19 protein-coding genes are annotated in these 25,645 nt (G+C 47.1%); 8 read left to right on the forward strand and 11 right to left on the reverse strand.

The window, feature by feature from the left end; all coding sequences use genetic code 11:
* The first annotated feature begins 33 nt into the window (after positions 1 to 33).
* The 3 genes from MJ595_RS04790 to parC all read left to right on the forward strand — a co-directional run bounded on the left by MJ595_RS04790 (position 34) and on the right by parC (position 5,024).
* A complete protein-coding gene (locus tag MJ595_RS04790) occupies positions 34 to 1,434 on the forward strand; it encodes an IS1380 family transposase (RefSeq protein ID WP_263322433.1) in 1,401 nt (466 codons plus the stop codon).
* 412 nt (positions 1,435 to 1,846) lie between these two features.
* Positions 1,847 to 2,539 (forward strand): endonuclease, encoded by a 693-nt coding sequence (locus MJ595_RS04795; RefSeq protein ID WP_263322458.1) that lies wholly within the window; start codon positions 1,847 to 1,849, stop codon positions 2,537 to 2,539.
* A gap of 217 nt (positions 2,540 to 2,756) precedes the next feature.
* On the forward strand, positions 2,757 to 5,024 hold the full coding sequence (gene parC / locus MJ595_RS04800) for a DNA topoisomerase IV subunit A (protein ID WP_263081343.1): 2,268 nt from the start codon (positions 2,757 to 2,759) through the stop codon (positions 5,022 to 5,024).
* A 145-nt stretch (positions 5,025 to 5,169) separates the two neighbouring features.
* Here the strand turns inward: parC and MJ595_RS04805 are convergent, their stop codons facing one another.
* The 5 genes from MJ595_RS04805 to trxA all read right to left on the reverse strand — a co-directional run bounded on the left by MJ595_RS04805 (position 5,170) and on the right by trxA (position 10,271).
* Positions 5,170 to 5,820, reverse strand: a complete 651-nt coding sequence (locus tag MJ595_RS04805) for a TetR/AcrR family transcriptional regulator (RefSeq protein WP_263081344.1) — start codon at positions 5,818 to 5,820, stop codon at positions 5,170 to 5,172.
* Positions 5,821 to 5,982: 162 nt separating this feature from the next.
* Positions 5,983 to 6,717 carry an NAD(P)H-flavin reductase gene (locus MJ595_RS04810; protein ID WP_263081345.1) on the reverse strand — a complete coding sequence of 245 codons (735 nt, stop codon included), beginning with the start codon at positions 6,715 to 6,717 and terminating at the stop codon, positions 5,983 to 5,985.
* 107 nt (positions 6,718 to 6,824) lie between these two features.
* On the reverse strand, positions 6,825 to 8,315 hold the full coding sequence (gene ubiD, locus MJ595_RS04815; protein WP_263322459.1) for a 4-hydroxy-3-polyprenylbenzoate decarboxylase: 1,491 nt from the start codon (positions 8,313 to 8,315) through the stop codon (positions 6,825 to 6,827).
* Positions 8,316 to 8,388: 73 nt separating this feature from the next.
* Positions 8,389 to 9,648, reverse strand: a complete 1,260-nt coding sequence (gene rho, locus MJ595_RS04820; protein WP_263081346.1) for a transcription termination factor Rho — start codon at positions 9,646 to 9,648, stop codon at positions 8,389 to 8,391.
* Between the two features lie 299 nt (positions 9,649 to 9,947).
* Complete coding sequence (gene trxA, locus MJ595_RS04825) at positions 9,948 to 10,271, reverse strand: thioredoxin TrxA (RefSeq protein WP_263081347.1); 324 nt, start codon at positions 10,269 to 10,271, stop codon at positions 9,948 to 9,950.
* A gap of 221 nt (positions 10,272 to 10,492) precedes the next feature.
* Here trxA and MJ595_RS04830 point away from each other — a divergent pair, with 221 nt between their 5' ends.
* Entirely contained in the window at positions 10,493 to 12,004 is a 1,512-nt protein-coding gene (locus MJ595_RS04830; protein ID WP_263081348.1) for a Ppx/GppA family phosphatase, read from the forward strand.
* Positions 12,005 to 12,156: 152 nt separating this feature from the next.
* On the opposite strand, the gene MJ595_RS04835 is transcribed toward MJ595_RS04830, so the two are convergent.
* Entirely contained in the window at positions 12,157 to 13,938 is a 1,782-nt protein-coding gene (locus MJ595_RS04835; RefSeq protein WP_263081349.1) for a Na/Pi symporter, read from the reverse strand.
* Between the two features lie 611 nt (positions 13,939 to 14,549).
* On the opposite strand from MJ595_RS04835, the gene MJ595_RS04840 reads away from it, so the two are divergent.
* Entirely contained in the window at positions 14,550 to 14,876 is a 327-nt protein-coding gene (locus tag MJ595_RS04840; protein WP_263081350.1) for a hypothetical protein, read from the forward strand.
* Positions 14,877 to 14,900: 24 nt separating this feature from the next.
* Here MJ595_RS04840 and MJ595_RS04845 read toward each other — a convergent pair whose 3' ends face one another.
* From MJ595_RS04845 to rpmB, 4 genes are all read right to left on the reverse strand, one after another.
* Positions 14,901 to 15,122, reverse strand: coding sequence for a hypothetical protein (locus tag MJ595_RS04845; protein WP_263081351.1), 222 nt, complete (start codon positions 15,120 to 15,122; stop codon positions 14,901 to 14,903).
* Between the two features lie 27 nt (positions 15,123 to 15,149).
* Positions 15,150 to 16,481: a tRNA 5-hydroxyuridine modification protein YegQ gene (gene yegQ, locus MJ595_RS04850; protein WP_263081352.1), complete on the reverse strand. Its 1,332-nt coding sequence runs from the start codon at positions 16,479 to 16,481 to the stop codon at positions 15,150 to 15,152.
* Between the two features lie 388 nt (positions 16,482 to 16,869).
* A complete protein-coding gene (gene rpmG / locus MJ595_RS04855) occupies positions 16,870 to 17,037 on the reverse strand; it encodes a 50S ribosomal protein L33 (RefSeq protein WP_034834535.1) in 168 nt (55 codons plus the stop codon).
* Between the two features lie 19 nt (positions 17,038 to 17,056).
* Complete coding sequence (gene rpmB / locus MJ595_RS04860; protein WP_263081353.1) at positions 17,057 to 17,293, reverse strand: 50S ribosomal protein L28; 237 nt, start codon at positions 17,291 to 17,293, stop codon at positions 17,057 to 17,059.
* A gap of 588 nt (positions 17,294 to 17,881) precedes the next feature.
* On the opposite strand from rpmB, the gene MJ595_RS04865 reads away from it, so the two are divergent.
* Complete coding sequence (locus MJ595_RS04865) at positions 17,882 to 22,696, forward strand: NAD-glutamate dehydrogenase (protein WP_263081354.1); 4,815 nt, start codon at positions 17,882 to 17,884, stop codon at positions 22,694 to 22,696.
* A 481-nt stretch (positions 22,697 to 23,177) separates the two neighbouring features.
* Here MJ595_RS04865 and radC read toward each other — a convergent pair whose 3' ends face one another.
* Positions 23,178 to 23,864: a DNA repair protein RadC gene (radC, locus tag MJ595_RS04870; protein ID WP_263081355.1), complete on the reverse strand. Its 687-nt coding sequence runs from the start codon at positions 23,862 to 23,864 to the stop codon at positions 23,178 to 23,180.
* 74 nt (positions 23,865 to 23,938) lie between these two features.
* On the opposite strand from radC, the gene coaBC reads away from it, so the two are divergent.
* Together coaBC and dut are read left to right on the forward strand one after the other, a co-directional pair.
* Positions 23,939 to 25,171, forward strand: coding sequence for a bifunctional phosphopantothenoylcysteine decarboxylase/phosphopantothenate--cysteine ligase CoaBC (coaBC, locus tag MJ595_RS04875; RefSeq protein WP_263081356.1), 1,233 nt, complete (start codon positions 23,939 to 23,941; stop codon positions 25,169 to 25,171).
* Complete coding sequence (dut, locus tag MJ595_RS04880; RefSeq protein ID WP_263081357.1) at positions 25,168 to 25,623, forward strand: dUTP diphosphatase; 456 nt, start codon at positions 25,168 to 25,170, stop codon at positions 25,621 to 25,623. The genes coaBC and dut overlap by 4 nt, the downstream gene beginning before the upstream one ends.
* The last annotated feature ends 22 nt before the right edge of the window (positions 25,624 to 25,645 follow it).

Consider the following 25,645-nt stretch of genomic DNA (forward strand, 5'->3'; position numbering starts at 1 on the left):
AAATGCTTCGGAAAAAGCAAACCGGAACTTGCCATGACCCAATCTACACAAGAGCAGCTTCGCTTTCATCCTTCAAATGGTAAAACTATCCGTGCGGACTTCAATGGTGGAGAGTTATCTTCAGATTTTGGGGCTCTGCTGTTACGGGAAACCATATTGCATAGCGGACTTATTTCCAGACTGACCCAGGCCATTGATGACAAGCGTCACCCATCCTACATTGACCACTCTCTGCAAAACCTCCTGGTTCAGCGAATTTTGCAAATGGCTTGCGGTTATGAGGATGCCAACGACAGCAACCGCCTCCGTAAAGACCCCATGTTAAAGCTGGCTACCGGACGAAACCCTTTGGATGATGATAACCACCTGGCTTCATCTCCCACCTACACACGGCTCGGGAAGTCCATGCGGCGCAAAGATATCTATCAAATGGCTGAAGCATTTGTGCATCATTTTATCGCCAGTTATGACTTGCCACCTATGGCTATCGTGATCGATCTTGATCACACACCGGCCATTACCCACGGATCGCAGCAAATGAATTTGTTTAATGCCAAATATCAGGACTACTGTTATCTGCCTTTGCTGATTTTTGAAGGTCTCAGTGGCAAGCTGATTACTGCCATCCTCCGTCCAGGCAAAACGCCAACAGGCAGGGAAAATGCCGCTATTATCAAGCGTGTCATCAAGCTTATCCGTAAACGGTGGCCAAAAACCCATTTGCTGGTGCGCGGGGATAGCCACTTTGCTCAACCTGAGTTAATGCATGTTGTTCAGGCTAATACTCATGCTGATTATGTGCTGGGTAAAGGTGCCGGTCACAAGACGGCCTTACGCCCTAAAGCCAAAGAGTTGCTAGATGAGGCTCGTCGAGCTTTCAAGGTTAAAACAGCCTTAGCCAAGTTGAACGATATGCCTGAGCCAGAACGACTCAGGCTGTACGGTGAGGCCGAGTATCAGGCTAAAAGCTGGAAAGGGCTCGATACCCGGATAATCTATAAGGCAGAGGTTAACGAGAAAGGCGACAATCCCCGCTTTATTGTCACCTCAATCAAAGAGGCTTCCCCAGAGGTGATTTATGAGGATCTGTACTGCCCAAGAGGGCAGGATGAGAATTTCATTAAGCACCTGAAAAGTGATCTGTCCGGTGACAGACTGTCAGACCAGACCTTTCTGGCCAATCACTTGAGACTGTTTTATGCCTGTGCGGCTTACGTTCTGCATTACGAGCTGAGAACCAAGGCTTTGAAAGGAACGGAACTGGAGAAAGCCCAGCCATCAACGGTAATCACAAAACTCTGCAAAGTAGCGGTTAAGGTGGTTGAGTACAAGGATCGGATCAAACTGCACCTACCCAGCAGCTGCCCATTCAAGAAGCTTTTGCAGCATGTAACAGAGATATTTTATCAAATGCCGTTGCCTCGGCCTGGGTAGCAGCCTCCACAACGCTTAGCCCGCCTAAATAATAACCAGATGAGAGACGTTTGGAGTATTCATTCGGCCTAAAAAAGCAGAATTGATCGTTAAATGTTCAGATTGGTGTAGTCGGAGCCTGAAGACCTTTAGTCACAGAGTGATAAAACAGCAGCCCCCACAGAAAAGTCAAAATTGAATGGACAGCCTGCTGCTTTATGAAATATCCGGGATAGGAGTATCCCTATTAAAAAAAGATACATCCAAAATAAAAACATCTATAGCCGTTTAATTTAAAGTCGACTGCATTATATATGCATGCAGTCGTTTATATGGATAGATGTAAAAACAATAGGAAAATATAATAAAAAGCCGGAAATCGCTGATACAGGAACCATCTGTGCATAACAGGCTTACTTGCATATCTAAACATATCCTTTCAACTGCATTGTGCTGCTTTTTAATCACTCCCAGCTTTGCTAATACGCCTTCATCATTTAGCAAGGCAAAAAAAATAGCCGCTGAGGTATACCAAGACCAGCCAAGCAGCTTCTATTGTGGCTGCAAGATAAACACAGAAGGGAAAAAATTAGTTCCGGACCTTAATTCCTGTGGCTACAAGGTAAGAAAACAGCCTAAAAGAGCCCGGCGGATTGAGTGGGAGCATATCGTTCCAGCCTGGGTCTTCGGCCACCAGTTAAAATGCTGGCAAGAGGGTGGCCGCAAAAATTGTAGCAAAAATAGCGAACAATTCAGACATATGGAAGCCGATTTACATAACCTGGTTCCCGCTGTCGGGGAAGTGAATGGAGACCGTTCAAACTACCGGTTTGCTGTCCTGCCCCAGACCCCGGACATGTATGGCCAGTGTGATTTCAAAGTAAATTTCAAACAGCGGGCTGCCGAACCACCTGTTGAAAAAAGAGGTAAAATAGCCCGAATTTACCTTTATATGTCTGACCGCTACGGTTTCAAGTTAAGCCCTCAACAGAGAAAACTGTTTGAGGCCTGGAACAAGATGTATCCCGTCACAGCCTGGGAGTTAAAACGAAACCGGTATATCAGCAGAATTCAGGGATGGGGCAACCCTTATGTCTCTCAACAAAGCAACCTGGAAAAGGGTTAAATTAGTCCATCCCACAGCAAATGATAGGTTCAGTGGCTGTGGGACAGAGTACTAGTACGTCATTGTATCTATGCCTTATCATGATGATTTGGATTATTTTTAAAAAAGCCTATGCAATCGTATTTCGCATAGGCTCCCTCTGTTAAACAGCCATAGGCTGAAAAGTCGGCGTTCACAGGTTAATGAAAGCAGCTTTTCCCTGAAACAAGGTTAACACATGACGGAACAGACCTTTATAGGAGATGACGGAGTAGAACGTCAAACCCTTAGGTCCTATACAGAAAGCGCATACCTGAATTACTCAATGTATGTCATTCTGGATCGGGCCTTGCCCCACATCGGTGACGGTTTAAAGCCAGTTCAGCGACGTATTGTCTATGCCATGAGCGAACTGGGCTTGAAGAATACAGCCAAGTTCAAGAAATCTGCCCGTACTGTGGGTGATGTACTGGGTAAGTTCCACCCTCACGGCGACAGTGCTTGCTACGAAGCCATGGTTCTAATGGCCCAGCCCTTTTCATACCGTTACCCACTGATTGACGGACAGGGTAACTGGGGATCGGCCGATGACCCCAAATCCTTTGCAGCCATGCGTTACACGGAATCCCGTCTCGCGCCTTATGCCGATAGCCTTCTAAGCGAACTTGGGCAGGGGACTGTTGACTGGACTCCTAATTTTGATGGTTCCCTTGAAGAGCCTGCTACCCTTCCTGCCCGCCTTCCCAATCTGCTCCTTAATGGAACCAGTGGTATTGCCGTAGGCATGGCCACAGACATTCCGCCCCATAACCTTCAGGAAGTGGCTGAGGCATGCATTCATAAACTGGACAACCCGAATGCGTCTGTAACTGAGTTATGCCAATATATTCAGGGACCCGATTTCCCCACATCAGCAGAAATCATCACGCCCAGGGAAGATATTCTCAAGCTCTATCAACAGGGGCGCGGCTCTTTACGTATGAGGGCTGTATACCAGATGGAAGGAGGGGATATTGTTATAACAGCCTTGCCTCACCAGGTATCCGGAGCAAAAGTACTGGAACAAATTGCCTCTCAAATGCAGGCAAAAAAACTCCCGATGGTTGCAGACCTGAGGGATGAATCCGACCATGAAAATCCAACCCGGCTGATTATTGTTCCCAAATCAAACCGGATCGATAGTTCTGCCCTGATGCAGCATCTTTTTGCCACCACCGACCTGGAACGCACCTATCGTGTTAACTTTAATATGATTGGTACTGATGGCCGGCCACAAGTTAAGCCCCTGGATAAGATGCTGGGCGAATGGTTGTGCTGGCGGTCAGAAACTGTCAAACGTCGGCTGCAATTTCGTCTTGATAAAGTACTTAATCGATTACATATCCTGGAAGGTTTACTGACAGCGTTCCTTAATATCGATGAAGTTATAGAAATAATTCGTACTGAAGATAAACCCAAAGCGGCCTTGATCGAACGCTTTGGCCTCTCCGAAATTCAAGCAGAGTCCATTCTGGACCTAAAGCTTCGTCAACTGGCAAAGCTGGAAGAACAAAAAATCCGTGGAGAACAGGATGAGCTTGAAAAAGAACAGCAAACACTGGAATTAACTTTAGGTTCCGAAAGAAGACTGAAAACACTGATTAAAAAAGAGTTGAAGGCCGATGCCAAACAATACGGCGATGCCCGACGTTCACCCATTACTATTCGTAAAGAAGCCAGGGCACTGACAGAAACAGACTTACTGGCCTCAGAACCGGTAACCGTGATTTTGTCAGAAAAGGGTTGGGTTCGTTGTGCCAAAGGTCATGAGGTAGACCCCAAAAACCTTAATTATAAATCAGGCGACAGTTATCGAATGTCAGCCCAGGGTAAGAGCAATCAACAATCAGTTTTCATTGATTCCACAGGAAGATCCTATACGATTCAGACTCATACCTTACCCTCTGCCCGAGGCCAGGGAGAACCCTTAACAGGCCGAATCAGTCCACCTTCCGGTGCAACCTTCGAGGGTTTATGCCTGGGTGATAGCGATGACTGCTATTTATTAAGCAGTGATGCAGGTTATGGCTTTATTGCACAACACTCCGATTTGGTTAGCAAAAATAAAGCAGGTAAGGCGCTCCTCACTCTCCCTAAAGGATCTAACGTCTTATCACCCATCAAAATAAAAAACACACCACAGCTCATCGTTGCCATCAGCAATGAGGGAAGAATGCTGGTCTTTCCTTTGACAGAGCTTCCCAAGCTGGCTCGAGGAAAAGGCAATAAAATTTTAAATATTCCCGCCAGTCGCGCTGCTGAGCACCTGGAGTTCGTCTGTGCACTGGCAGTTATCTGTGAAAATGACTCCTTAATCCTTCGTGCAGGAAAAAGACATTTGACACTTAAACCCACCGATCTTGAACATTACAAAGGTGAGCGAGGCCGACGTGGCAATAAACTGCCCCGTGGATGTCAAAAAGTCGATAGCATTGAGGTAATAGAAGCCAGTCAGAATCATTCATAAGTTACTTCAGCCTTATACCAATTGCTCACTCTAACCATAGTGCTCACTACATGTGAGCAATTGGTATAATCATCAGGTTTGCAGGCTACTTCAAGGTGTCAAATTACCCTCTATTCATAGGATAAGATGATAACCAAGCCTCTATTTAGGTCTCTTTAATACCACACCCTTTAATAATCAGCCGACTCAGGCTTTCTGTAGCCGCTTCTATATCGCTATCTTCAAGCTCTGTCTTACCTAAAACAGAAGCAACCTGTGGGCGAAAATCAATGTAATATTGCGTTGTGGCCCAAATGGTAAATAGTAGGTGCAAGGGATCAACAGGGTCCATTTTCCCCTGTTCAACCCAGGCATTAATCACACTGGATTTTTCATTAATCCAGTCAGTAAAGTAATGGAAGTGTTCTTTAAGGTAGTGTCCTCCATGAATAATTTCGCTACTGAATATTCTGGAAGCATTTGAATGAGCCTGGCAGTATTGCATCTTGGCACTAATATAGGTTCGCAAGGCTTTCGCAGGCTCATCATCAGGACTAAGTCCACTAAACACTGCCTCCCAAAGCTCCATAATGTGCTTCAGGACAGCGCTGTACAAATCCAGCTTACTATTGAAGTAATAGTGCACATTCGCTTTTGGAAGCCCTGCCCGGTTAGCAATATCTCTTATTGATGCTCCTTTAAAACCGCTTGTAACGAACTCATCTTCAGCGGCTTGCAAAATAATCTGTATATTTTTTTGCCTCACTCGGCTGGTCTTTAAGCCTGGCTGTGCAGGCTTGGTAACAGATGGTTGCATGGCTATTTCCGTGTTAAGTTTGAGTAAGAGGCTATGCATGTCGTTCAGATAAGAAATATAGACAACAGTGCGGTAAATGCCATGCCAAGTAATTATTTTAATACACGTCAACGTTCAATTATGAGGCAGCCTCTATTTATCTAACACTTAAGTCATAGTAATTTACTTTTTTCCCCTGGGTGCATACTCAAAAACATCTGAGTGTATATTTTCCTGAGCAAATCCTACCTTTGTTATTGCATCCACCGTCGCATATACCATACCAGGGGAGCCACTGATATAGACTTCAGCATTTTTCAATTCATCCTTATCTGCCAGTATGGCCTCATAAAGCAGCCCATAGCGTCCACACCAATCATCACTACCACTCACATCGCTAACAACAGGATGATAATGAATCCCCCTCTCTACCCACTGTATAGGAAGGCTTGGCAAATAAAAGTCAGTCGGTGCCCTGGCCCCCCAATAGAGATGGATACCCTGTTGATGTCCCAGATTAAGGCAGTGCTCAGCAATACTTTTCATCTGTGCAAAACCAGTGCCTGCTGCAATAAGTAATATTGGCTTATCTGGTAGCTGATCTGCATAACAGAACCCTTTCGGCATTCTTACCGTAACCTTCCCTGATTCAAGAATGGTAAAAAGTCGGTCAGAATTTTCACGGCCCACTAACCGCTGAATATGCAGCTCTAGTTCTCTCTGTCCTGCCAAAGGAGCTGACGCTATGGAAAAAGCGCAGGCATCTCCTCCTGGAAGGAGGATTTCAAGATACTGCCCAGCAGAATAAACGGGTACTTCGCCCTCTTCGCAGCACAGGTTCACCCTGTATGTATTAGCACCCAATAACTGTATGTCTGTTACTAAAAAAGGTTTTGTCACTACATTATTACTCAGCACGCACCGACATCCTCTATTGTGAGAATTCAAGGTCTGTTGACATAAGCCTGTATATTTCATTCAACTTGGAAATACCCTTTGGCTTGATTGATATCAACTTATAATGTTTATGAAATATCCGGGCTAGAACCCGGTGTTATACCAAGATCATCCCATATGGCATCAACACGTTCCTTCACCTCAGCTGACATGGCAATGGTTTTCCCCCACTCTCTGTCTGTCTCACCCTGCCATTTATTGGTGGCATCAAACCCCACCTTCGAACCCAAACCCGCCACAGGTGAAGCAAAATCCAGGTAATCAATGGGTGTATTCTCTACAAATACCGAGTCACGCTTAGGATCCATGCGAGTGGTCATGGCCCATATAACATCATTCCAGTCCCTGGCATTGATATCGTCATCAGTAACAATGACAAACTTGGTATACATAAACTGACGCAGGAAAGACCACACACCCAACATAACCCGTTTAGCATGCCCCGGGTATTCTTTCTTCATGGTGACAATGGCCAGCCTGTAGGAACACCCTTCCGGCGGAAGGTAAAAATCGACGATTTCAGGAAATTGCTTTTTAAGGATGGGGACAAAGACTTCATTAAATGCCAGCCCCAAAATAGCCGGTTCATCCGGTGGGCGCCCGGTATAGGTACTGTGATAAATGGGGTTCTTTCTATGGGTTATGCAATCAACGGTAAAGACAGGGAAGCGCTCAACCTCATTATAATAACCGGTATGGTCACCATAAGGGCCTTCATCTGCCATTTCTCCCGGAGCAATATGCCCTTCCAGGACAAACTCAGCGCTCGCAGGTACCTGCAAATCATTTGTTTTACAGGCAACCAGCTCTGTTTTTGATCCCCTCAGCAACCCCGCAAAGGCATATTCAGACAAAGTATCGGGTATCGGGGTTACCGCCCCAAGAATTGTTGCCGGATCCGCTCCCAGTGCCACAGACACAGGAAATGATTCCCCTGGGTGTTTTCTCTGCCAGTCCCTGAAATCCAGCGCACCACCACGATGGGAAAGCCAGCGCATAATTAACTTGTTAGGCCCAAGCAACTGTTGCCGGTAAATACCCAGGTTTTGCCGTTCTTTTTCTGGCCCCCTGGTAATAACCAGCGGCCAGGTCACCAGGGGCGCCACATCACCAGGCCAGCATGTTTGAATGGGCAAACGGGTGAGATCCACCTGGTGGCCTTGAAGAACAACCTCCTGACAGGGCGCGGAATTAACTACTTTTGGCCCCATATTCATTACTTTTCGAAATAGCGGCAGTTTTGACAAAGCATCCCGAAAACCTTTGGGAGGCTCTGGCTCCCTTAAAAAAGCCAATAGCTCGCCCACCTCCCTGAGAGCCTCAACATTCTCCTGTCCCATACCCATTGCCACACGGCGAGCCGTTCCAAACAGGTTGGTTAATACCGGAATATCATAGCCCTTAGGGTTTTCAAAGAGTAACGCAGGCCCTCCCTGTTTTAAGGTTCGGTCGCTCACCTCTGTCATTTCCAGACAGGGGTCTACTTCGGCCTGAATGCGCTTCAGTTCCCCCTGTTGCTCAAGCTGTTGAATAAAATCTCGAAGATCCCTGTATTTCATGTGGTTTTTCAGGTGCTTAATAGACATATGGCCCGATAACCGGGCCATATTTGGAACTCCAAAAGAGAAAGCTTTACTTTCTCTTCATGGACTGGAAGAACTCTTGATTGGTCTTGGTGTGCTTCATCCGATCCAGCAGGAATTCAACGGCAGCAATTTCATCCATCGGGTGCAGGATCTTGCGAAGGATCCACATACGCTGCAGCTCTTCTTCAGATGTCAGAAGATCTTCACGGCGGGTACCGGACTTGTTGATATTGATGGCGGGGAATACGCGCTTTTCAGAACACCTGCGATCCAGGTGCAGTTCCATGTTACCGGTTCCCTTAAACTCCTCAAAGATGACTTCATCCATTTTGGAGCCAGTATCCACAAGAGCCGTCGCCATGATCGTCAAGCTGCCACCCTCTTCAATGTTACGGGCGGCTCCGAAGAAGCGCTTGGGTCGTTCCAAGGCGTGGGCATCCACACCACCCGTTAACACCTTGCCAGATGAAGGAATAACCGTGTTATAAGCCCGTGCCAGTCGAGTGATGGAGTCCAGCAGGATAACAACATCCTTCTTGTGCTCAACCAGTCGCTTGGCTTTTTCCAGCACCATCTCGGCAACCTGGACATGGCGGGACGGTGGCTCATCAAAGGTAGAGGCCACCACTTCACCACGAACAGAACGTGACATCTCGGTTACTTCTTCAGGGCGCTCATCAATCAACAGTACGATTAGGTGGCATTCCGGGCTGTTTTTCGTCACATTCGCTGCAATGTTTTGCAGCATCAGGGTTTTACCTGCTTTTGGAGGAGAAACAATCAATCCCCGCTGCCCCTTGCCAAAGGGGGCAACCAGGTCAATAATCCTTGCCGTTAAATCTTCTGTGGAGCCATTCCCCATTTCCATTACCAGGCGATTCTGGGGAAACAGCGGGGTCAGGTTTTCAAATAAAATTTTATTACGGGCATTTTCAGGCTGATCAAAATTAATTTCATTCACCTTGAGAAGGGCAAAATAGCGTTCCCCCTCTTTTGGTGGTCTGATTTTGCCTGAAATAGTGTCCCCTGTTCTCAGGTTGAAACGCCTGATTTGGCTGGGGGAAACATAAATATCATCAGGTCCGGCAAGGTAAGAGCTGTCAGCAGAGCGGAGAAAACCAAAACCGTCCTGCAGAATTTCCAAAACGCCATCACCATAGATATCCTCACCACTACGGGCATGCCGCTTGAGAATAGTGAAAATAACATCCTGCTTCCGGGATCGTGCGAGGTTTTCCAGCCCCATTTCATTCGCGATTGCCAGAAGTTCAGGAACAGACTTTTTCTTCAGTTCGGTAAGATGCATAACAGTTTGCGAACATTATATTGAAAGGTAATTGGCCGTCGTCGTTGCAGGAAGATCAGATGTTGTTCGGCTTATATTCGTTCTGGACAGCTGCGCGTCGATGCCTGCGAGTTTGTTTATATCGGCTGTCCAGTTGGGCCAGACCTAGAATACGTCATTGAAATCTGACAGCCCTTGAATTCACAGTCTATATCCTTTATTGGAAAATAATCAAGGTTAAATCTCACGTCAACCAAGATCTTTATTTTTTAAAAAAAATAACAGGAAGACAATAAAGGATGCCTTCCACTCTAAATCACTTAAATGTTGCTGTCCAGAAATGCGGTCAGCTGTGATTTGGATAAGGCTCCCACTTTAGTTGCTTCAACACTTCCTCCCTTGAATAGCATCAGGGTAGGAATACCACGCACACCATACTTTGGAGGCGTTGCTTCGTTCTCATCGATGTTCAGCTTGCAGACTTTCAGTTTGCTTTCATAGTCCTGGGCTATTTCATCCAAAACAGGGGCAATCATCTTGCAAGGGCCACACCATTCAGCCCAATAATCCACCAGAACAGGGCTTTCAGCCTTCAGAACTTCCTCTTCAAAAGATGAGTCTGTCACATTGACAATCTCGCTCATGGAATGGACCTCCTAGCCACTTTGCTTTATGTCAAGAAGAGCATCATATCAAAGGCTGACCCCATGAAACAAATTCATCCCGTTTATCCCCTGAAAATGAATTATTTCCACATAAATTCAAGGCTCCACTCTAAAATTCTGTTGACAGCCCCTAACGTGATACCCAGCTTCTGTTATGCTGCATTATCGAACAGATAACCCTATTTAAAGAGACACGTTCCATGAGAGATAAGGACCACAATGGGGAGGACTGCCCTTCACTGGTGGCAGCCATTGACCTTGGTTCAAACAGTTTCCATATGATTGTCGCCCGGGTAGAACAGGGTGAAATCCGGCCGCTGGACAGGCTTGGAAAAAAAGTCCAGCTGGCAGCAGGACTCAGCCAAGAACATTCGTTGTCTGATGATGCCATTCAACGGGGCCTGGAGTGTTTGGCAGAATTTGCCCAATACCTCTCAGGCAAGCAAATTCAAACCGTTCGAATTGTGGGGACAAATGCGCTGAGAAAAGCCAAAAACAGTGCTATTTTTGTGGAAAAAGCCCAGGAAATTTTTCCGTATCCCATTGAAGTGATTGCGGGACGTGAAGAGGCGCGCCTGATTTATCTGGGCGTTGCACAAACCCAGTCTGACGACTCGGAGCGCCGCCTGGTGATAGATATCGGTGGTGGCAGTACCGAATTTATTATTGGTGAAAGGTTTGAACCCAAACTACTGGAAAGCCTGCATATGGGTTGTGTCACTTTCACTGAACGCTTTTTCAAAAACGGTCAGATTTCTTCCCAACGTTACCAGTCTGCCTATTATGCGGCACGACTGGAATTACTTAATATTGAAAAACAATACTGTAACCTGGGGTGGGTAGATACGGTTGGCTCTTCCGGTTCCATTAAAGCGGTGAGCAATATTCTCCAGCAGGAAACAGGCAGTGATATTATTACTTCCAGGGCCCTTGGGGAATTAAAGCAAAAAATGCTGGGCTACAGCCATATCAGACAGCTACAGATGCCCGGGTTAAGGCCGGATCGACAGACTATCTTTCCTGGTGGCCTGGCAATTTTACAAGCCAGCTTTGATGCCCTGAATATCAAACAGCTACGCTACTCTGAGGGCGCTCTCAGGGAAGGTGTACTGTATGACCTGATGGGACGTCAGCATCATGAGGATGTCAGGGAGCGAACCATCCAGGCCCTTATGACCCGCTATCACGTGGATCCAAAAGATGCCAAAGAACTGAGCACCCATGCAAAACAATGCTTTATGCATGTTTCGAAAGCCTGGGGGCTTTGCATAGAGCAAGATTTACCGTTACTGATCTGGGCTGCCAGAATTTGTAAAATCGGCCTGGATATCTCCCATACCCAGTTTAACAACCATGGCGCTTACCTGATCAGCCACTCTGACTTAATGGGGTTTAGCAAATTCCAGCAACAACAGCTTGCACTTTTAGTGGAAGGACATCGACGCTCTATTCCCAAAAGCAAACTTATCACCTTTCCGCCAGGTGATGCCCATCGCCTGCTGAAACTGATCATCTTGTTAAGAGTGGCCGGCGTTATTACCCATAGCTGTGGAAAACATATACAGCTAGCCTATCAGGTTGAAGCCTATAGACAGGAGATAAAAATCCATTTTGCAGAAAACTGGTTGAAAGAACACCCTTTAACCCGTGCAGAACTGGAAAGGGAGGCGTATTACCTGAAAAAAGCGAATTACACGCTTGAGGCATTTTAATCATGCTTGTGGCGACTATCTGTCACCTTCAGGCATATAGTTTTTAACCACTGAGGCACAGAGAAAAAGTGTTTTTTCTTCGTGCCTCCACGGCTATTTTCTTTCACAGCCGGCTCAATAAACTCCCCCCTTTCAACAATTGATGCTAGCCCTTATTCCCGGTATTCCTCCTTATCACGGGTGAGCATAATCACAGCACCATCGATCAGGCTGGTGCAGGCATCGTGAACATGAGCGCTATCATTAAGAAGGGAGCTGGCCATGTAAGAGTCCACTTGTTCCGACCGAATGAGCCTGTTTAACGTCTCATTGGTTTGCCGATCCTGCTCCAATAACTCCTGCTTTAACTGGACGGCATGTTCATGGATATGATCATAGTTTCGCCTAACCCCAAGGATATCGATAAGTTTTAGCACTGAGGCCAGACAAAGTCTTAGCTGATTATATTGATGACGGATTTGTTCATTATCTGACTCAATATAAAGCCCCATATTTTTATAAATATGCTTCACGTGCTTAATGGCCTGTACAAAATTTCTACAGGCTACTTTCAGGGCAAATAACTCCTGTGCCTGCTGTCTGGGAAGGTTTCCTTCCAGCGCCCCGCAAAAGTGAATAATATCGGCATAAATCCCTTTAATATGGCGAATATAGAGTCCTTTTATGGGCCACGGTTGATCGGTTCGCTTCCATGTCTCCACAAGATCAGGAAGATTATCCGCTTCCCTTAACTTTTCGCCGGTGAGGTAAATGCCATAACAAATCAGCTCAAGCGTATTTCTGTATAACCGCCCACACTCCTTGGTCATAGCTCTCATTGCCGCATCAGGATAAGAAAGAACGGCAGGATTCAGGTAAATAGCCTTCTCCATAGCGGGGTCATCCGCTTCAGCCAAATTTAACGGCATTGGGTCAGATGAATCGACAAACAGTGAGTTGAGCCAGCGAACCAGAGACTGGATAAATGGCAGAAAAACCATAATGCCCAGCACATTAAACAGCGTATGGAAAATAGTGAGTTTAATAGGGTAGTCGTTATCACTTATTCCAAAAAACAACGCCATTTCATCCACCACAGCCATCAGCGGCACTAGCATGACAATAGCAAGAAAGCCCGTGAGAATATTAAAAACGAAATGAGCAACCGCCAATCGTTTTCCCTGAGCATTGGCGCGAATAGAGCCGAGTACAGCGGTAACCGTTGTTCCAATATTTGAACCGATGGCAATGGCCAGTGCATTTTCATAACCCAGCTGGCCTCCTCCCAACGCCGATAGCACAAGCACCATCAGGGCATTCGTGGACTGCATAATCACCGTCGCCACAATACCAACCAGGGTATAAATAAAAATACCGTAACCACCCTGGACATGAAACTTGGTCAAATCAATGGATTCACTAAAGGCATCAAACCCCTCTTTCATATAGTGAATCCCTAAAAATAAAAAGCCGCCTCCCATCAAAATATAACCAATGCCTTTGAAGTGCTTGCCCTCCCGGGTATTCAGAATAAGGCCAAACACCAGCATAGGCATTGCATAAGTAGACAAGTTAATCTTCAGGCCAAAGATGGCCACAAGCCAGGCACCGGCTGTACTGCCCAGATTTGAACCAAAAATAATACCCACACCTGTTGTAAGGCCAATCAACCCCGCACTGAGAAATGAGATGACAATAACAGAAACAAGAGAGCTCGATTGCAATAATGAAGTGGTCACCAGGCCAAAACTGAAACTTTTCCAAACAGTATCAGTGGTTTTCTGAAGGATACTTTCAAGTAACCCTCCAGTATAAAGCTTGAACCCCTTCTCCAGATAAACCATACCCAGCAGGAATATTGCCACCCCCGCAGCAATCACCTTAAATTCCGAGCTTACCCAGAAACCATAAAGCAGGAGAAGTAAAATAGAGGGGAAAAAAAGCCGATTCAGCATAGTATATGATAACCTTCTGAATATTCAGGCAATAAACCCGCAGGTAACCTATTGATATCACTTCACCCAGGCATAATACAGGCAACGGATTTTATTCATTGTTATGCGTTCCCCCAGGCTTACACATTATTAGTCGGTTAAAAATCCATAAACCTGTATTTTTTTTAATCATTGGCAAGAATATATTTTTTTTCACTCAAGTTTTTCTCCCATGATTCGAAGTGATTATTCTTGGTTTTATCTACTTGATAAGTTTCAACCTACCTGCTAATTTCTTCAACTTATTGCTGTTAATTCGCTCCCAGCAGTCATTTATGGTTTCTAATCTCTTGCCAGCGACTTATCGCGGCCATTGCTTATAAAATCAAATGGGACTCGCCAAGCGGGGCATTTCATGAAATCAAGAGTCAATCTTATTAAAATATTATTCACAAAACACTATACCATTTAAAGCAATTCAACTGCTTATTAAATAAGCAACAATCACCTTAAACCCGGAGAGATCAATGGACACTTATATTGAAATACTAAACAGGCTTAGTAGCAAAACCCGTACAAGATCATTATTTAATGACGTGAAACCCTCTGTCATAAAAAAAATCATCATAAACATGAATAACGTGCTGCAAGAAAAACTTGAGCAAAAAGAAATAGAAAAACAGCAAAGGCTGGCAAAAGTGGAAATAATAACCAGTCTTAAAAAGACTTTACAAGACAATGGCTTGTCACTTTCAGACCTGCCTGGATTCGATTCAGAAAAATCCATGATTTCATTGAGAAAAACGACTAAAGAAAAATATACCTTTCAGTATATTTCCCTCTCCGGAGATACCGTATTCTGGTATGGAACAACCGCAGGGCGCCTGCCTAAAGCCTTCCAGGATTACCTTGATAGAACAGGGAAGAAAAGAATGGACTGTATTGTAAACAATGTCTGAAGAAAACAGTTTTTAATTATGCGGCTACAGCTGATCAATCGTAGACGCCATTAAGATTATCAACTTGAAAATATCATCCTGAGTGATATACCGAGGTACTACACTCAAGGTGGCCAGGCCGTTTTCCTGACTGCATATTTTTTCTTTACCAAAACCTTTGCCTAAACAAGCCATCAGGCTCTTTAACCTGGCTTGTCTTATTGATTTGATATCCATCAATAGAGGGAAGAGGGAATAGTTGCTCAAACTATCCTCTATCCCCATTTTAAGTAGTTATGGCAAATTTCTAACCAGCAGGGAAAGCTCATCGGGCTTCATGCCTTCCGGAACGGGGACTTTGACAACATGTCCGGAACCGGGAGCTACGGCAACAGATTCCCCTTGACGGTTTTCTATTTGATCCAATGTGAAAACCCTGTTGCCCTGAGGCGTCATCAGCTCCATAGTATCGCCCGCCTCAAACCTGTTTTTAACGTCAATGGTCATATGCTTACCATTACAATCTACCACTTCCCCTACAAACTGCTGACGGGTTCCCCTGGAGTTTCCAGAAAGATAGTTCTGGTACTCATCATGAACATGGCGACGATAAAAACCTTCGGTATAGCCACGGCTGGCCAAGTTTTCCAAGGTATCCATCATGCTCATATCAAAAGGAATGCCTGCCGCGGCATCATCAATGGTTTTGCGGTAGACCTGCGCCGTTCTGGCTACGTAATAAAAAGACTTGGTACGACCTTCAATTTTCAGGGAATGCACCCCCATGCCCGTTAAACGGTGAACATGTTGAACCGCCCTCAAATCCTTTGAATTCATGATATACGTGCCATGCTCATCTTCAAAAGCTGGCATATATTGATCCGGACGTCCCTGCTCCTGAAGCAGATACATATCATCACTGGTTTCCCCTTTTCCAAGAGTTGGGGTCGGGTTCTGATGAGCAGCCGGGTCAAAAGTCAGGGGAACCACATCGCCTTCATGAGTTTCTTTGGCTTCATGAGCCTGATACTTCCAGCGGCAGGCATTGGTACATGTACCCTGGTTAGGGTCTCGATGGTTGATATAACCCGATAACAGGCAACGGCCGGAATAAGCGATACACAGGGAGCCATGAACAAAAACTTCGAGTTCCATATTCGGGCACTCTTCCCTGATTTCCTGGATTTCATCCAGGGATAGCTCCCGGGAAAGAATAATTCGCTCAACCCCCTGGGTCGCCCAAAATTTCACGGTGGCAAAATTAACTACATTGGCCTGAACAGAAAGATGTACTGGCATATCTGGCCAACGCTCACGAACCATCATGATCAGTCCCGGATCAGACATGATCAGGGCATCAGGCTTCATTGCAATGACCGGCTCCATATCTCTCAGGTACGTTTTCACCTTGCTATTGTGAGGCGCAATATTACTGGCCAGGTAAAATTTCTTACCCTGGGCATGAGCCTCATCAATACCTTTTTGCAGGTTTTCCAGCTTGAAGTCGTTATTACGAACCCTCAGGCTGTACCGGGGCTGCCCGGCATAAACCGCATCTGCTCCATAGGCAAAAGCAAAACGCATGTTTTTCAGGGTTCCCGCAGGAGAAAGTAATTCTGGTTTCATGGCACCTGGTACTGCATATCTGGATAATTTCGTGTAAATACCAAGGGCTGTATATAACAAATACCAACAGTCCCCGGGTTTGGCTGAAAAGGGAAACAGTATTTTCAGGACTGGCATTATATCAGTGAAAACTGAATGAGAAATCAGCAATTTGGGAACTGATAGTAAGGGCTTCACAAGCCATTGAATAACTCAACAGAACCCTTGAGACGAGAAAAAGAGGAGGAATCAGGAAGAAAAAAGGGGCAGCCCTGACCCCAGGCCAGTCGGTTTCATGCTATCAGCAATTGACCGACGGAACCTTAGGGGCTGTTGACGTTTGCTCGTGTGCTCACGATCAAACGTCAACAGCCCCTAGGACAAGGCTTGAGTTCAAACAATAAAGATCTTACTTGATCTTGTATTCCTTGTACTCAACGTGCTTGCGAACCACCGGATCGTACTTCTTGAACACCAGCTTGTCAGGGGTGTTACGCTTGTTCTTGGTGGTTGTGTAGTAATGGCCGGTACCTGCAGAGGAAACCAGCTTGATCTTTTCACGGATGCCTTTTGCCATGACTTATAAGCTCCTGGTGTTAAACCTTCTGACCAGCGGAACGCAGATCAGCCAGAATGGCGTCAATGCCTTTCTTGTCGATAATACGCATGCCTTTAGCAGAAACACGCAGGCGCACAAAACGATTTTCACTGGCTACCCAGAAGCGCTTGTAGTGCAGGTTAGGCACAAAGCGACGACGAGTTTTGTTGTGTGCGTGGGATACGTTGTTCCCGGTGACCGGGCGCTTGCCGGTAACCTGACAAACCTTGGACATTTTGATGGCCTCTCAAACCAATAATCCAGCCATGAGGCCGGAAATCTTCACTGAATTCCAGAGTCTGCTTAGGGCAGAACTGCCCATGGTTTTATTAGCAGCTACCCTCTCACAAAGACCGGGCTTTATACCAGAGACAGGCGTCTGATGCAAATTTACGATGCTAGTAAAAACCACCACACCCCGCTATACATGAGGGATACCACGATTTTATGAATTATTTCCAAATTCACTTGACGGCTTTTTTTGATCGTTTAGTAATCCTTCACCCCCGATGAAATTTATTATTTCTTCGACCCGATCATTAGTCCTGAAATAATGTCCAATTATCCCCCAATCGCTCACATAACGCATTAGCGGTTGTTGTTTTACCCGTACCATGAGCACCTATCAGAGCCACCAGCATGTTGACATGATTCCTGTGAGTTCATCGGTAGCTATCAAAGATAGTTCTTTTTCTGAATAAAGTTGTCATATCAATGCAATTTCAGGTCGCATTCAGAAACATCCCAACCTCTAGTTTTTCTGATAATCACATAAAGAAACACATAGCAATAAATAGTCTCTCCAAAGCAGTAACATAAAAGCATGAATACTTTTAAAGACATTCGTAAGCTGACCATTGACCAGGTTCAGTCCTGGATTGCTGAACGGATGCCAGAACAGGCCAGCCTACAGGCTGGCCGTCTAGCCAACTATTACTTTCAGCGCACCCAGTCCCGGGATTTACTCAACATCTCCGTTGATAATTGCTATGGTTCGTTACTCTGCCTTTGGCAGTTTATCCAGCATAGAAAGTCCGGAGAAATAAAAGTAAGGGCCTATAATCCAGAGCCTGAAGAGCACTACTGGCATTCAACCCACAGTGTTATTGAGATTCTGGTGGATGACATGCCCTTTCTGGTAGCGTCCATCCTGATGGAGCTGGATCGCCAGGAAGTGCTGGTACATAACCTGAATCATCCGGTTATCCAGACCCAGCGAGATAATCAGGGCCAGCTTATTTCGCTGCTCGAGCCAACAGATAAAAAAACCGCGCTAGCACCTGAAGCGCTCATTCGCATAGAAATAGACCGTCAGGCTGATCAACACGAACTAAGCCTGATTGTTTCCGGTATTAAAAATGTTATTAGCGATGTCCTTCAGGTGGTAACAGACTGGTCTGCAATGGAAACCCATCTGAACGAAGCTGTTGACTGGTGTAAGAACCAGCCTCAACCCATTCCGAAAGCAGAACTGAAAGAAACCCTGGATTTCCTCCACTGGTTAAAAAACGACAATTTTCTTTTTATTGGCTATCGCTATTATGAGCTTTGCAACAAAGATCAAAATACTTACCTGAATATTCGCAAAGGCTCTGGACTGGGTACATTCAGGGAGGAGTATCGCAGCAGCCCCTCCAGCCAGCCTCTGTCTCCTTACTTACAGGCCCGGCTACAAGAACCGGAACTACTGGTTATCAGCAAATCATCAAGCCGGTCAACCATTCAGCGACCCGCCCACCTGGACTATCTGGGTATCAAACAGTTTAGTCCTGAAGGCAATATCATTGGAGAGTGGCGTTTTTTCGGTCTGTTCTCGTCCCAGGCATACTCAACCCCCCTGGAACAGGTGCCATTGATCAGAAAGAAAGTAGCAACCCTGCTTGAAGCGGCAGAAACCCCGGAAAACAGCCACCGGGGCAAGGCCCTTCGTCATATCGTCAGTAATTACCCAAGGGATGAAATACTCCAGGCCAGTCCGGATCAGCTGTTAAATACGGTTATGGGCATACTGGAGTGCCAGGAGCGTCGGCAACTCCGGGTGTTCCTGCGCCCCGATAGCTATGACCGGTTCATCACCGCCATGGTTTATGTTCCCAGGGATCATTTCAATACTGAACTGCGCCAGAAACTGCAACAAATTCTTTTGGATGAACTGGAAGGCAATAGCATAGACTTCAGTGTTCATCTATCAGAACACCCTCTTGTACAACTTCAGTTTACCGTACATTGCCATAATTCCCATGAGCTAAGCCTGGATATTGATGCCCTGGAAAAAGCCATGGCTGATGCCATTCTGGACTGGAAAGATCTATTACGTCAGGCCATCCTTGAGAAACACGGTGAAGCCACAGGCAGTCGCCTTTATCGATACTATGCCCAGGCCTTCCCTGCCGCTTACCGGGAAGATGTTCACCCCAGACAGGCTGTAGCAGACATCGAAAGATTTCATAGCCTGGACAGTGATAACCAGATCAGCACCTTCCTGTATCATCCGGTAAACGATTTCGACCGATGGCATTTCAGGGTACTTGGCAAAGGCGAGCCCCTGGCTTTATCCAACGTACTCCCCATACTGGAACAAATGGGCGTTAAGGTATTTAGTGCCCGCCCCTATGTTATCCATCCCCGAAAAAACGACGATGGATGGGTTCTTGACTTCAGCATTGCTCCCTGTAGCAGCCTGAATCTGGAAGACAGTGTGCTACGAGAGCAGTTCCAACAAGTGTTTGTTCGCACCTGGAAAGGCGAGCTGGAAAATGATGGCTTCAATGCCCTGGTGGTAAGCTGCGGACTGGCATGGCGGCAAGTGGTGCTGCTGAGGGCGCTGGCTAAATACCTGCTACAACTGCAAATCCCCTTTAGCCAAACCCATATGGAAGAGGTGCTGAATAGTAATCCAGATATTACCAAACAGCTGATCAAGCTATTTGAAACCCGTTTTAATGTTGAAAGGCAGAGTAATAGTGAAAAGCTGGCAACAGCCATCAAAGGAAAAATCAGTAAGCTGCTGGATGACGTTGCCAACCTTGATGAAGACCGGATTCTCAGACACTTCCTCAGTGTTATTGAAGCGATGCAAAGGACCAATGCCTACCAACTGGATAAAGACAACAACCCTAAGCCCTACCTCTCTTTCAAACTAAAACCCGAGACCATTCCCGCAGCGCCCCAGCCACGCCCTCTGTTTGAAATCTTTGTCTATTCCCCCTGGGTGGAAGGCATCCATATGCGTGGCGGTAAAATCGCCAGGGGAGGACTACGCTGGTCCGATCGCAGGGCTGATTTCAGAACAGAGATTCTGGGACTGGTCAAGGCACAGATGGTTAAAAATGCGATTATTGTCCCCCACGGTGCTAAAGGAGGCTTTATCCCCAAACAGCTTCCGGTTAATGGCTCAAGGGATGAGATCATTGCTGAAGGTATCAGAAGCTACAAAACCTTTATCTGCGGCCTTCTGGATATCACAGACAATCTCCAGCAGGGGGAAATCATTCCTCCTGCCAATGTCATTCGCTACGATGAAGACGACCCTTATCTTGTAGTTGCCGCTGATAAAGGCACAGCCACTTTCTCTGATATCGCCAATGAACTGTCAAACAGTTATGGCTTCTGGCTTGGTGATGCCTTTGCTTCTGGCGGTAGTCAGGGCTATGACCATAAAAAAATGGGTATTACCGCAAGAGGGGCCTGGGAATCCGTCAAGCGACTGTTTAAGGAGCAGGGTGTCGATACCCAGAGTCAGGACTTCACCGTTATCGGTATCGGCGATATGGCAGGGGATGTTTTTGGTAATGGTATGTTGCTATCCCGGCATATTCGCCTGGTGGCCGCCTTTAACCATATGCATATTTTTATCGATCCAGTGCCCAATGCTGAAAGCAGCTACCGGGAAAGAGAGCGGTTATTTAATCTGCCAAGATCCAGCTGGGATGATTATGACCGCAGCCTGATTTCCACTGGAGGCGGAATTTTCAGTCGCCAGGCCAAGAAGATTCGTTTAAGTCCAGAGGCCTGCGAGGCACTTAACATTTCAAAGGCGGTTATCACCCCGGCAGAGCTGATTCAGAACATTCTTAAAGCCCCTGCTGACCTGCTATGGAATGGCGGCATCGGCACCTATGTTAAAGCCAGTACAGAGTCTGACCGGGATGTTGGCGATCGTAATAACGACAGTGTACGTATTAGCGCCAATGAGTTGCAGGTGAAGGTAGTGGGAGAAGGCGGTAACCTGGGACTAACCCAGCAAGCCCGAATTGAATTCTCCCGAAAAGGAGGGCTGATTAATACGGATGCTGTTGATAACTCCGGGGGCGTGGATAGCTCAGACCACGAAGTCAATATCAAGATACTACTGGATCACATTGTTGCGGCTGGAGATATGACGCTGAAGCAGCGTAATCAGATATTGGCTGAAATGACCGATGAAATCGCCTCCCTGGTTCTGCGTCATAACTTCCTGCAAAGCCTGCGACTCAGTCTCAGCAACCACCAGAGCAGTGTCCTGTTCAATGACCACCGGTTCCTGATTCGCCAGTATGAGAAAGAAGGCAGACTAAAGCGTCGACTGGAATGCCTGCCTAGTGACTCGGAACTCAAGGCAAGGGGTAAGGCTGGAGAGGGACTTTCCCGCCCCGAAATATCAGTACTGCTTGCCCATACCAAACTGAAGCAATCAGAGGAACTGGTGACAGCTAAAGTGGATGAAGACAAGTACCTGTCCAGTGCCTTGTATCAGTATTTCCCAACGCCCCTTCGTGAGCGCTTTGAAGCACAGATCAATGAGCATCCCCTTAAAACTGAAATTCTGGCTACCCATCTGACCAATTATGTGGGTAACCGGATGGGAGCCACCTTTGTTGAATACATCCAGCAGGAAACCCGTTGCAGTACCATTGACGCAGTACGGGCTTTTGTAGCCCTGATCGAGATAGAATCCATTCAACCCCTGTGGGGTCAATTCGAGGCCATAGGGTTTGAGGTCAGAGATGCTGTCCAGCGGAATGAGCTGGTGAGGATTCAGCGCCAAATCGAAAAAGCCTGTATCTGGCTACTTCGCACCCACGGCAGCAATCTGGATATTCAGCAACTGATCGATACTTACAAAGAGGGCGTAAAAACCGTTGCCCAACATCTTGATGGACTTTTGGGTGCCAGCGACAGGGAGTGCCTGCAAGCGGTCACTGACCAGCTGGTTCATGAAGGTATGACACCGGAGCTGGCACATCGCTGTGCCACTTTGAGATATCACTACTATGCCCTGAGCATCGTTGCCATTGCCGACCGGAATGGTCAGTCCGTTGAAGATGCCGCCCGTATCTACTTTACCCTGGAAGACCACCTGGCCTTACCCTGGCTTCGCAGCCAGGTCAGGGAACTGCCTGACAGTGACCTCTGGCAACGCAAGGCACAGCTATCCCTTCGGGATCAGCTGGATCGAAGCCTGGGTGAAAACTGTGCACGGGCACTGCACTCCTCTGATAAAGGTGTGGATGCCTCTCTCGCCTCCTGGCTGGAGGATAATAATCAGCAGCTACAACGCTGGCAGGCCACCATCCGGGAAATCCAGTCTTCACCGGAACAAAACCTGGCCATGCTCTCTGTGGCTGTTCAGGAGCTGTCGCTAATGGCTTCAGCGTAAGTTAATTATTGGCTGGGTTCCTGGAGCCCAGCTTTTCTTTGGGGGAAAGATGTTTAAAGCCACCACCAACAATGAAAAAGTGGGTGAACGTATTCTGGATCACGCAGTCTACGGCCTCCACCGCCAGTAGATTACACTTCAAGAAGCGCTGTTTTTTTGGGGGCTGTTGACGTTTGCTCGTGTGCTCAGCCAAAACCAGCGGTTTCGTGGCTAGACGCAGTAGCGCAGGAATAACCTAAAGGTCACACGTACTCACGTCTTTCAAGCTACTGCAACGACGACACGGAATCGCTGGTTTTGGCCCTTCGGGTGGCTCGTAAAGCGGCTTTCCGACTGCGTTGGACTGGCTTAACGTAGAACAACTATGTCTGCACCAGTCCTCCCGGTGTGCCCCATTGGGTATTGCGGAAAACCGCTTTACGAGCCACTGAGCTCACGATCAAACGTCAACAGCCCCTATAAAATCGATAAAAAAGAAGGTCTAAATAATCCCCCTTTCAACCAGGGAAACGGTATCTCCGGCTCCAATAATCATATGATCCAGCACCCGGATATCCACCAGGCCAAGGGCATCAATAATGGTTTGGGTGATGCGGATATCTGCCTGGCTGGGTTCCGGATCACCGGAAGGATGGTTATGGGCCAGAATAACCGCACTGGCATTGAGCTCCAGAGCCCTTTTTACAATTTCCCGGGGATAGACCGCCGCACTGTCAATGGTTCCCTGAAACAGGGTTTCCAAAGACAATACCCGGTGCCGGGTATCCAGAAACAGGCAGGCAAATACCTCTCGCTCCAGCCCCTGAAAATGAAGCTGAAGATAGTGGCGTACCCTGTCAGGACTGGTTATGGCATTGGAACGGTCAACCCGTCGTTTCAGAACCCGACGACACATTTCCAGAATAGCGGCCAGTTGCGCAATTTTTGCCTGCCCCAATCCCTTTACAGAACGAAGCTGCCGGTGATCGGCATTGAGCAGGGCATCCAAACCGCCAAACTGTTCCAACAGAGAGGATGACAGCTCCAGAACAGGCATTCCCTGATAGCCTGTTCTTAACAATATGGCAATAAGCTCTATGTCTGATAATGCCCCGGGACCATACTTCAGCAATCGTTCCCGGGGTAATTCCTGTCCATCCCACGGGGCAGGCGTGTTATTTTTTTGCATATGACATTGACTGTTAAGTTGGAAGTAAATCAGACAAAATACAGTCCAGATAATTCCTGAGAACTTTCCGATCCATGCAACGTTTACGAAACAAACGAGTCGTACTGGGTGTAACCGGAGGCATTGCTGCCTACAAAAGTGCCGAGTTGATTCGACATCTGACTAAACTGGGTGCTGAAGTACAGGTCGTAATGACCTCAGCGGCCTGCGAATTTATCACTCCTTTGACCTTGCAGGCACTTTCCCATAACCCTGTTCACCTGGATCTTCTGGATACCAAAGCAGAAGCAGCCATGGGTCATATTGAGCTGGCACGCTGGGCAGACCTGGTGCTGGTGGCACCGGCAACCGCTGACTTTATGGCCCGGTTGGCAGGGGGGCTCGCCAATGATCTATTAACCACACTGTGCCTGGCTACCAGTGCGCCTCTGTGTCTGGCACCTGCCATGAACCAGGGAATGTGGCGGGACAGCAAAACCCAGCAAAACTGCCAGGAGCTGCTGGAACGAAATATCCGGCTATTTGGCCCTTCAGATGGCAGTCAGGCCTGTGGTGATATAGGCCCTGGACGGATGCTGGAGCCGGAACTCATCGTAGAACAGGCGGCAGATGTCTTTGAAAGCGATATCCTCACCGGTATCAATCTCATGATTACCGCCGGCCCCACCCGGGAAGAAATTGACCCGGTACGCTATATCTCAAACTACAGCTCCGGAAAAATGGGCTATGCCCTGGCAGAGGCTGCCGTTGAGGCAGGAGCAACAGTGACACTGGTTAGCGGCCCGGTCACTATTCCTGCTCCTGACCGGGTCAGCGTTATAGACGTTACCAGCGCACGGGAAATGCATCAAGCGGTTCATGGCAATATGAATGGGCAGGATATTTTTATTGGCTGTGCGGCCGTTTCCGACTACCGTCCGGAAGAGATACTCAGGGAGAAAATCAAAAAAGATCCCGATAATGCCAGTGAAACCCTGGATATAAGACTGGTGAGAAATCCGGATATTATTGCCTCCGTTAGCGCCTTGGAACAGCCGCCTTTTGTGGTAGGCTTTGCCGCTGAAACCCAAAATGTGCTGAACTATGCTGCAGACAAGCTAAACCGCAAACAGCTCGACCTGATCGTTGCCAATGATGTCTCTGACCGGGAGATTGGCTTTAGCAGTGATAATAACGAAGTGGCTATCCTGGGCAAAGACCTCGAAGAAACCTTGCCAAGGGCCTCCAAAAAAGTGCTGGCACGAAAGCTGTTAAAAATTATCGGGCGCAGCTATCACACATGGAAAACAGAACAGGAAAGTGCATGAAAAAGTTAAAAACCCGTATTCTGGATAGTCGACTGGGTACTGAGTTTCCACTGCCTACTCATGCTACATCAGGCTCTGCCGGCATTGATCTTCGAGCCTGCATAGACGCTCCCCTGTCACTGGAGCCAGGCCAGACCGAACTGCTTCCCACCGGCATGGCGATTCATATTGAAGACCCCTCCCTGGCTGCCATGATTCTGCCCCGTTCGGGTCTTGGCCATAAACACGGGATTGTGCTGGGCAACCTGGTTGGCCTGATAGATTCTGACTATCAGGGTCAGCTGATGGTTTCCTGCTGGAACCGGGGGCATAGCACCTTCACCATTAACCCGGGAGAGCGAATTGCCCAGCTGGTTCTGGTTCCTGTGGTGCAGGCAGAACTGGATATTGTTGATACCTTTGATGAAAGCCAGCGGGGAGCGGGTGGCTTTGGGCACTCAGGCAGGCATTAATCGTTGATGGTTGATGGTTGAT

It is taken from the genome of Endozoicomonas sp. Mp262 (genome assembly GCF_025643335.1).
Lineage (GTDB): Bacteria > Pseudomonadota > Gammaproteobacteria > Pseudomonadales > Endozoicomonadaceae > Endonucleibacter.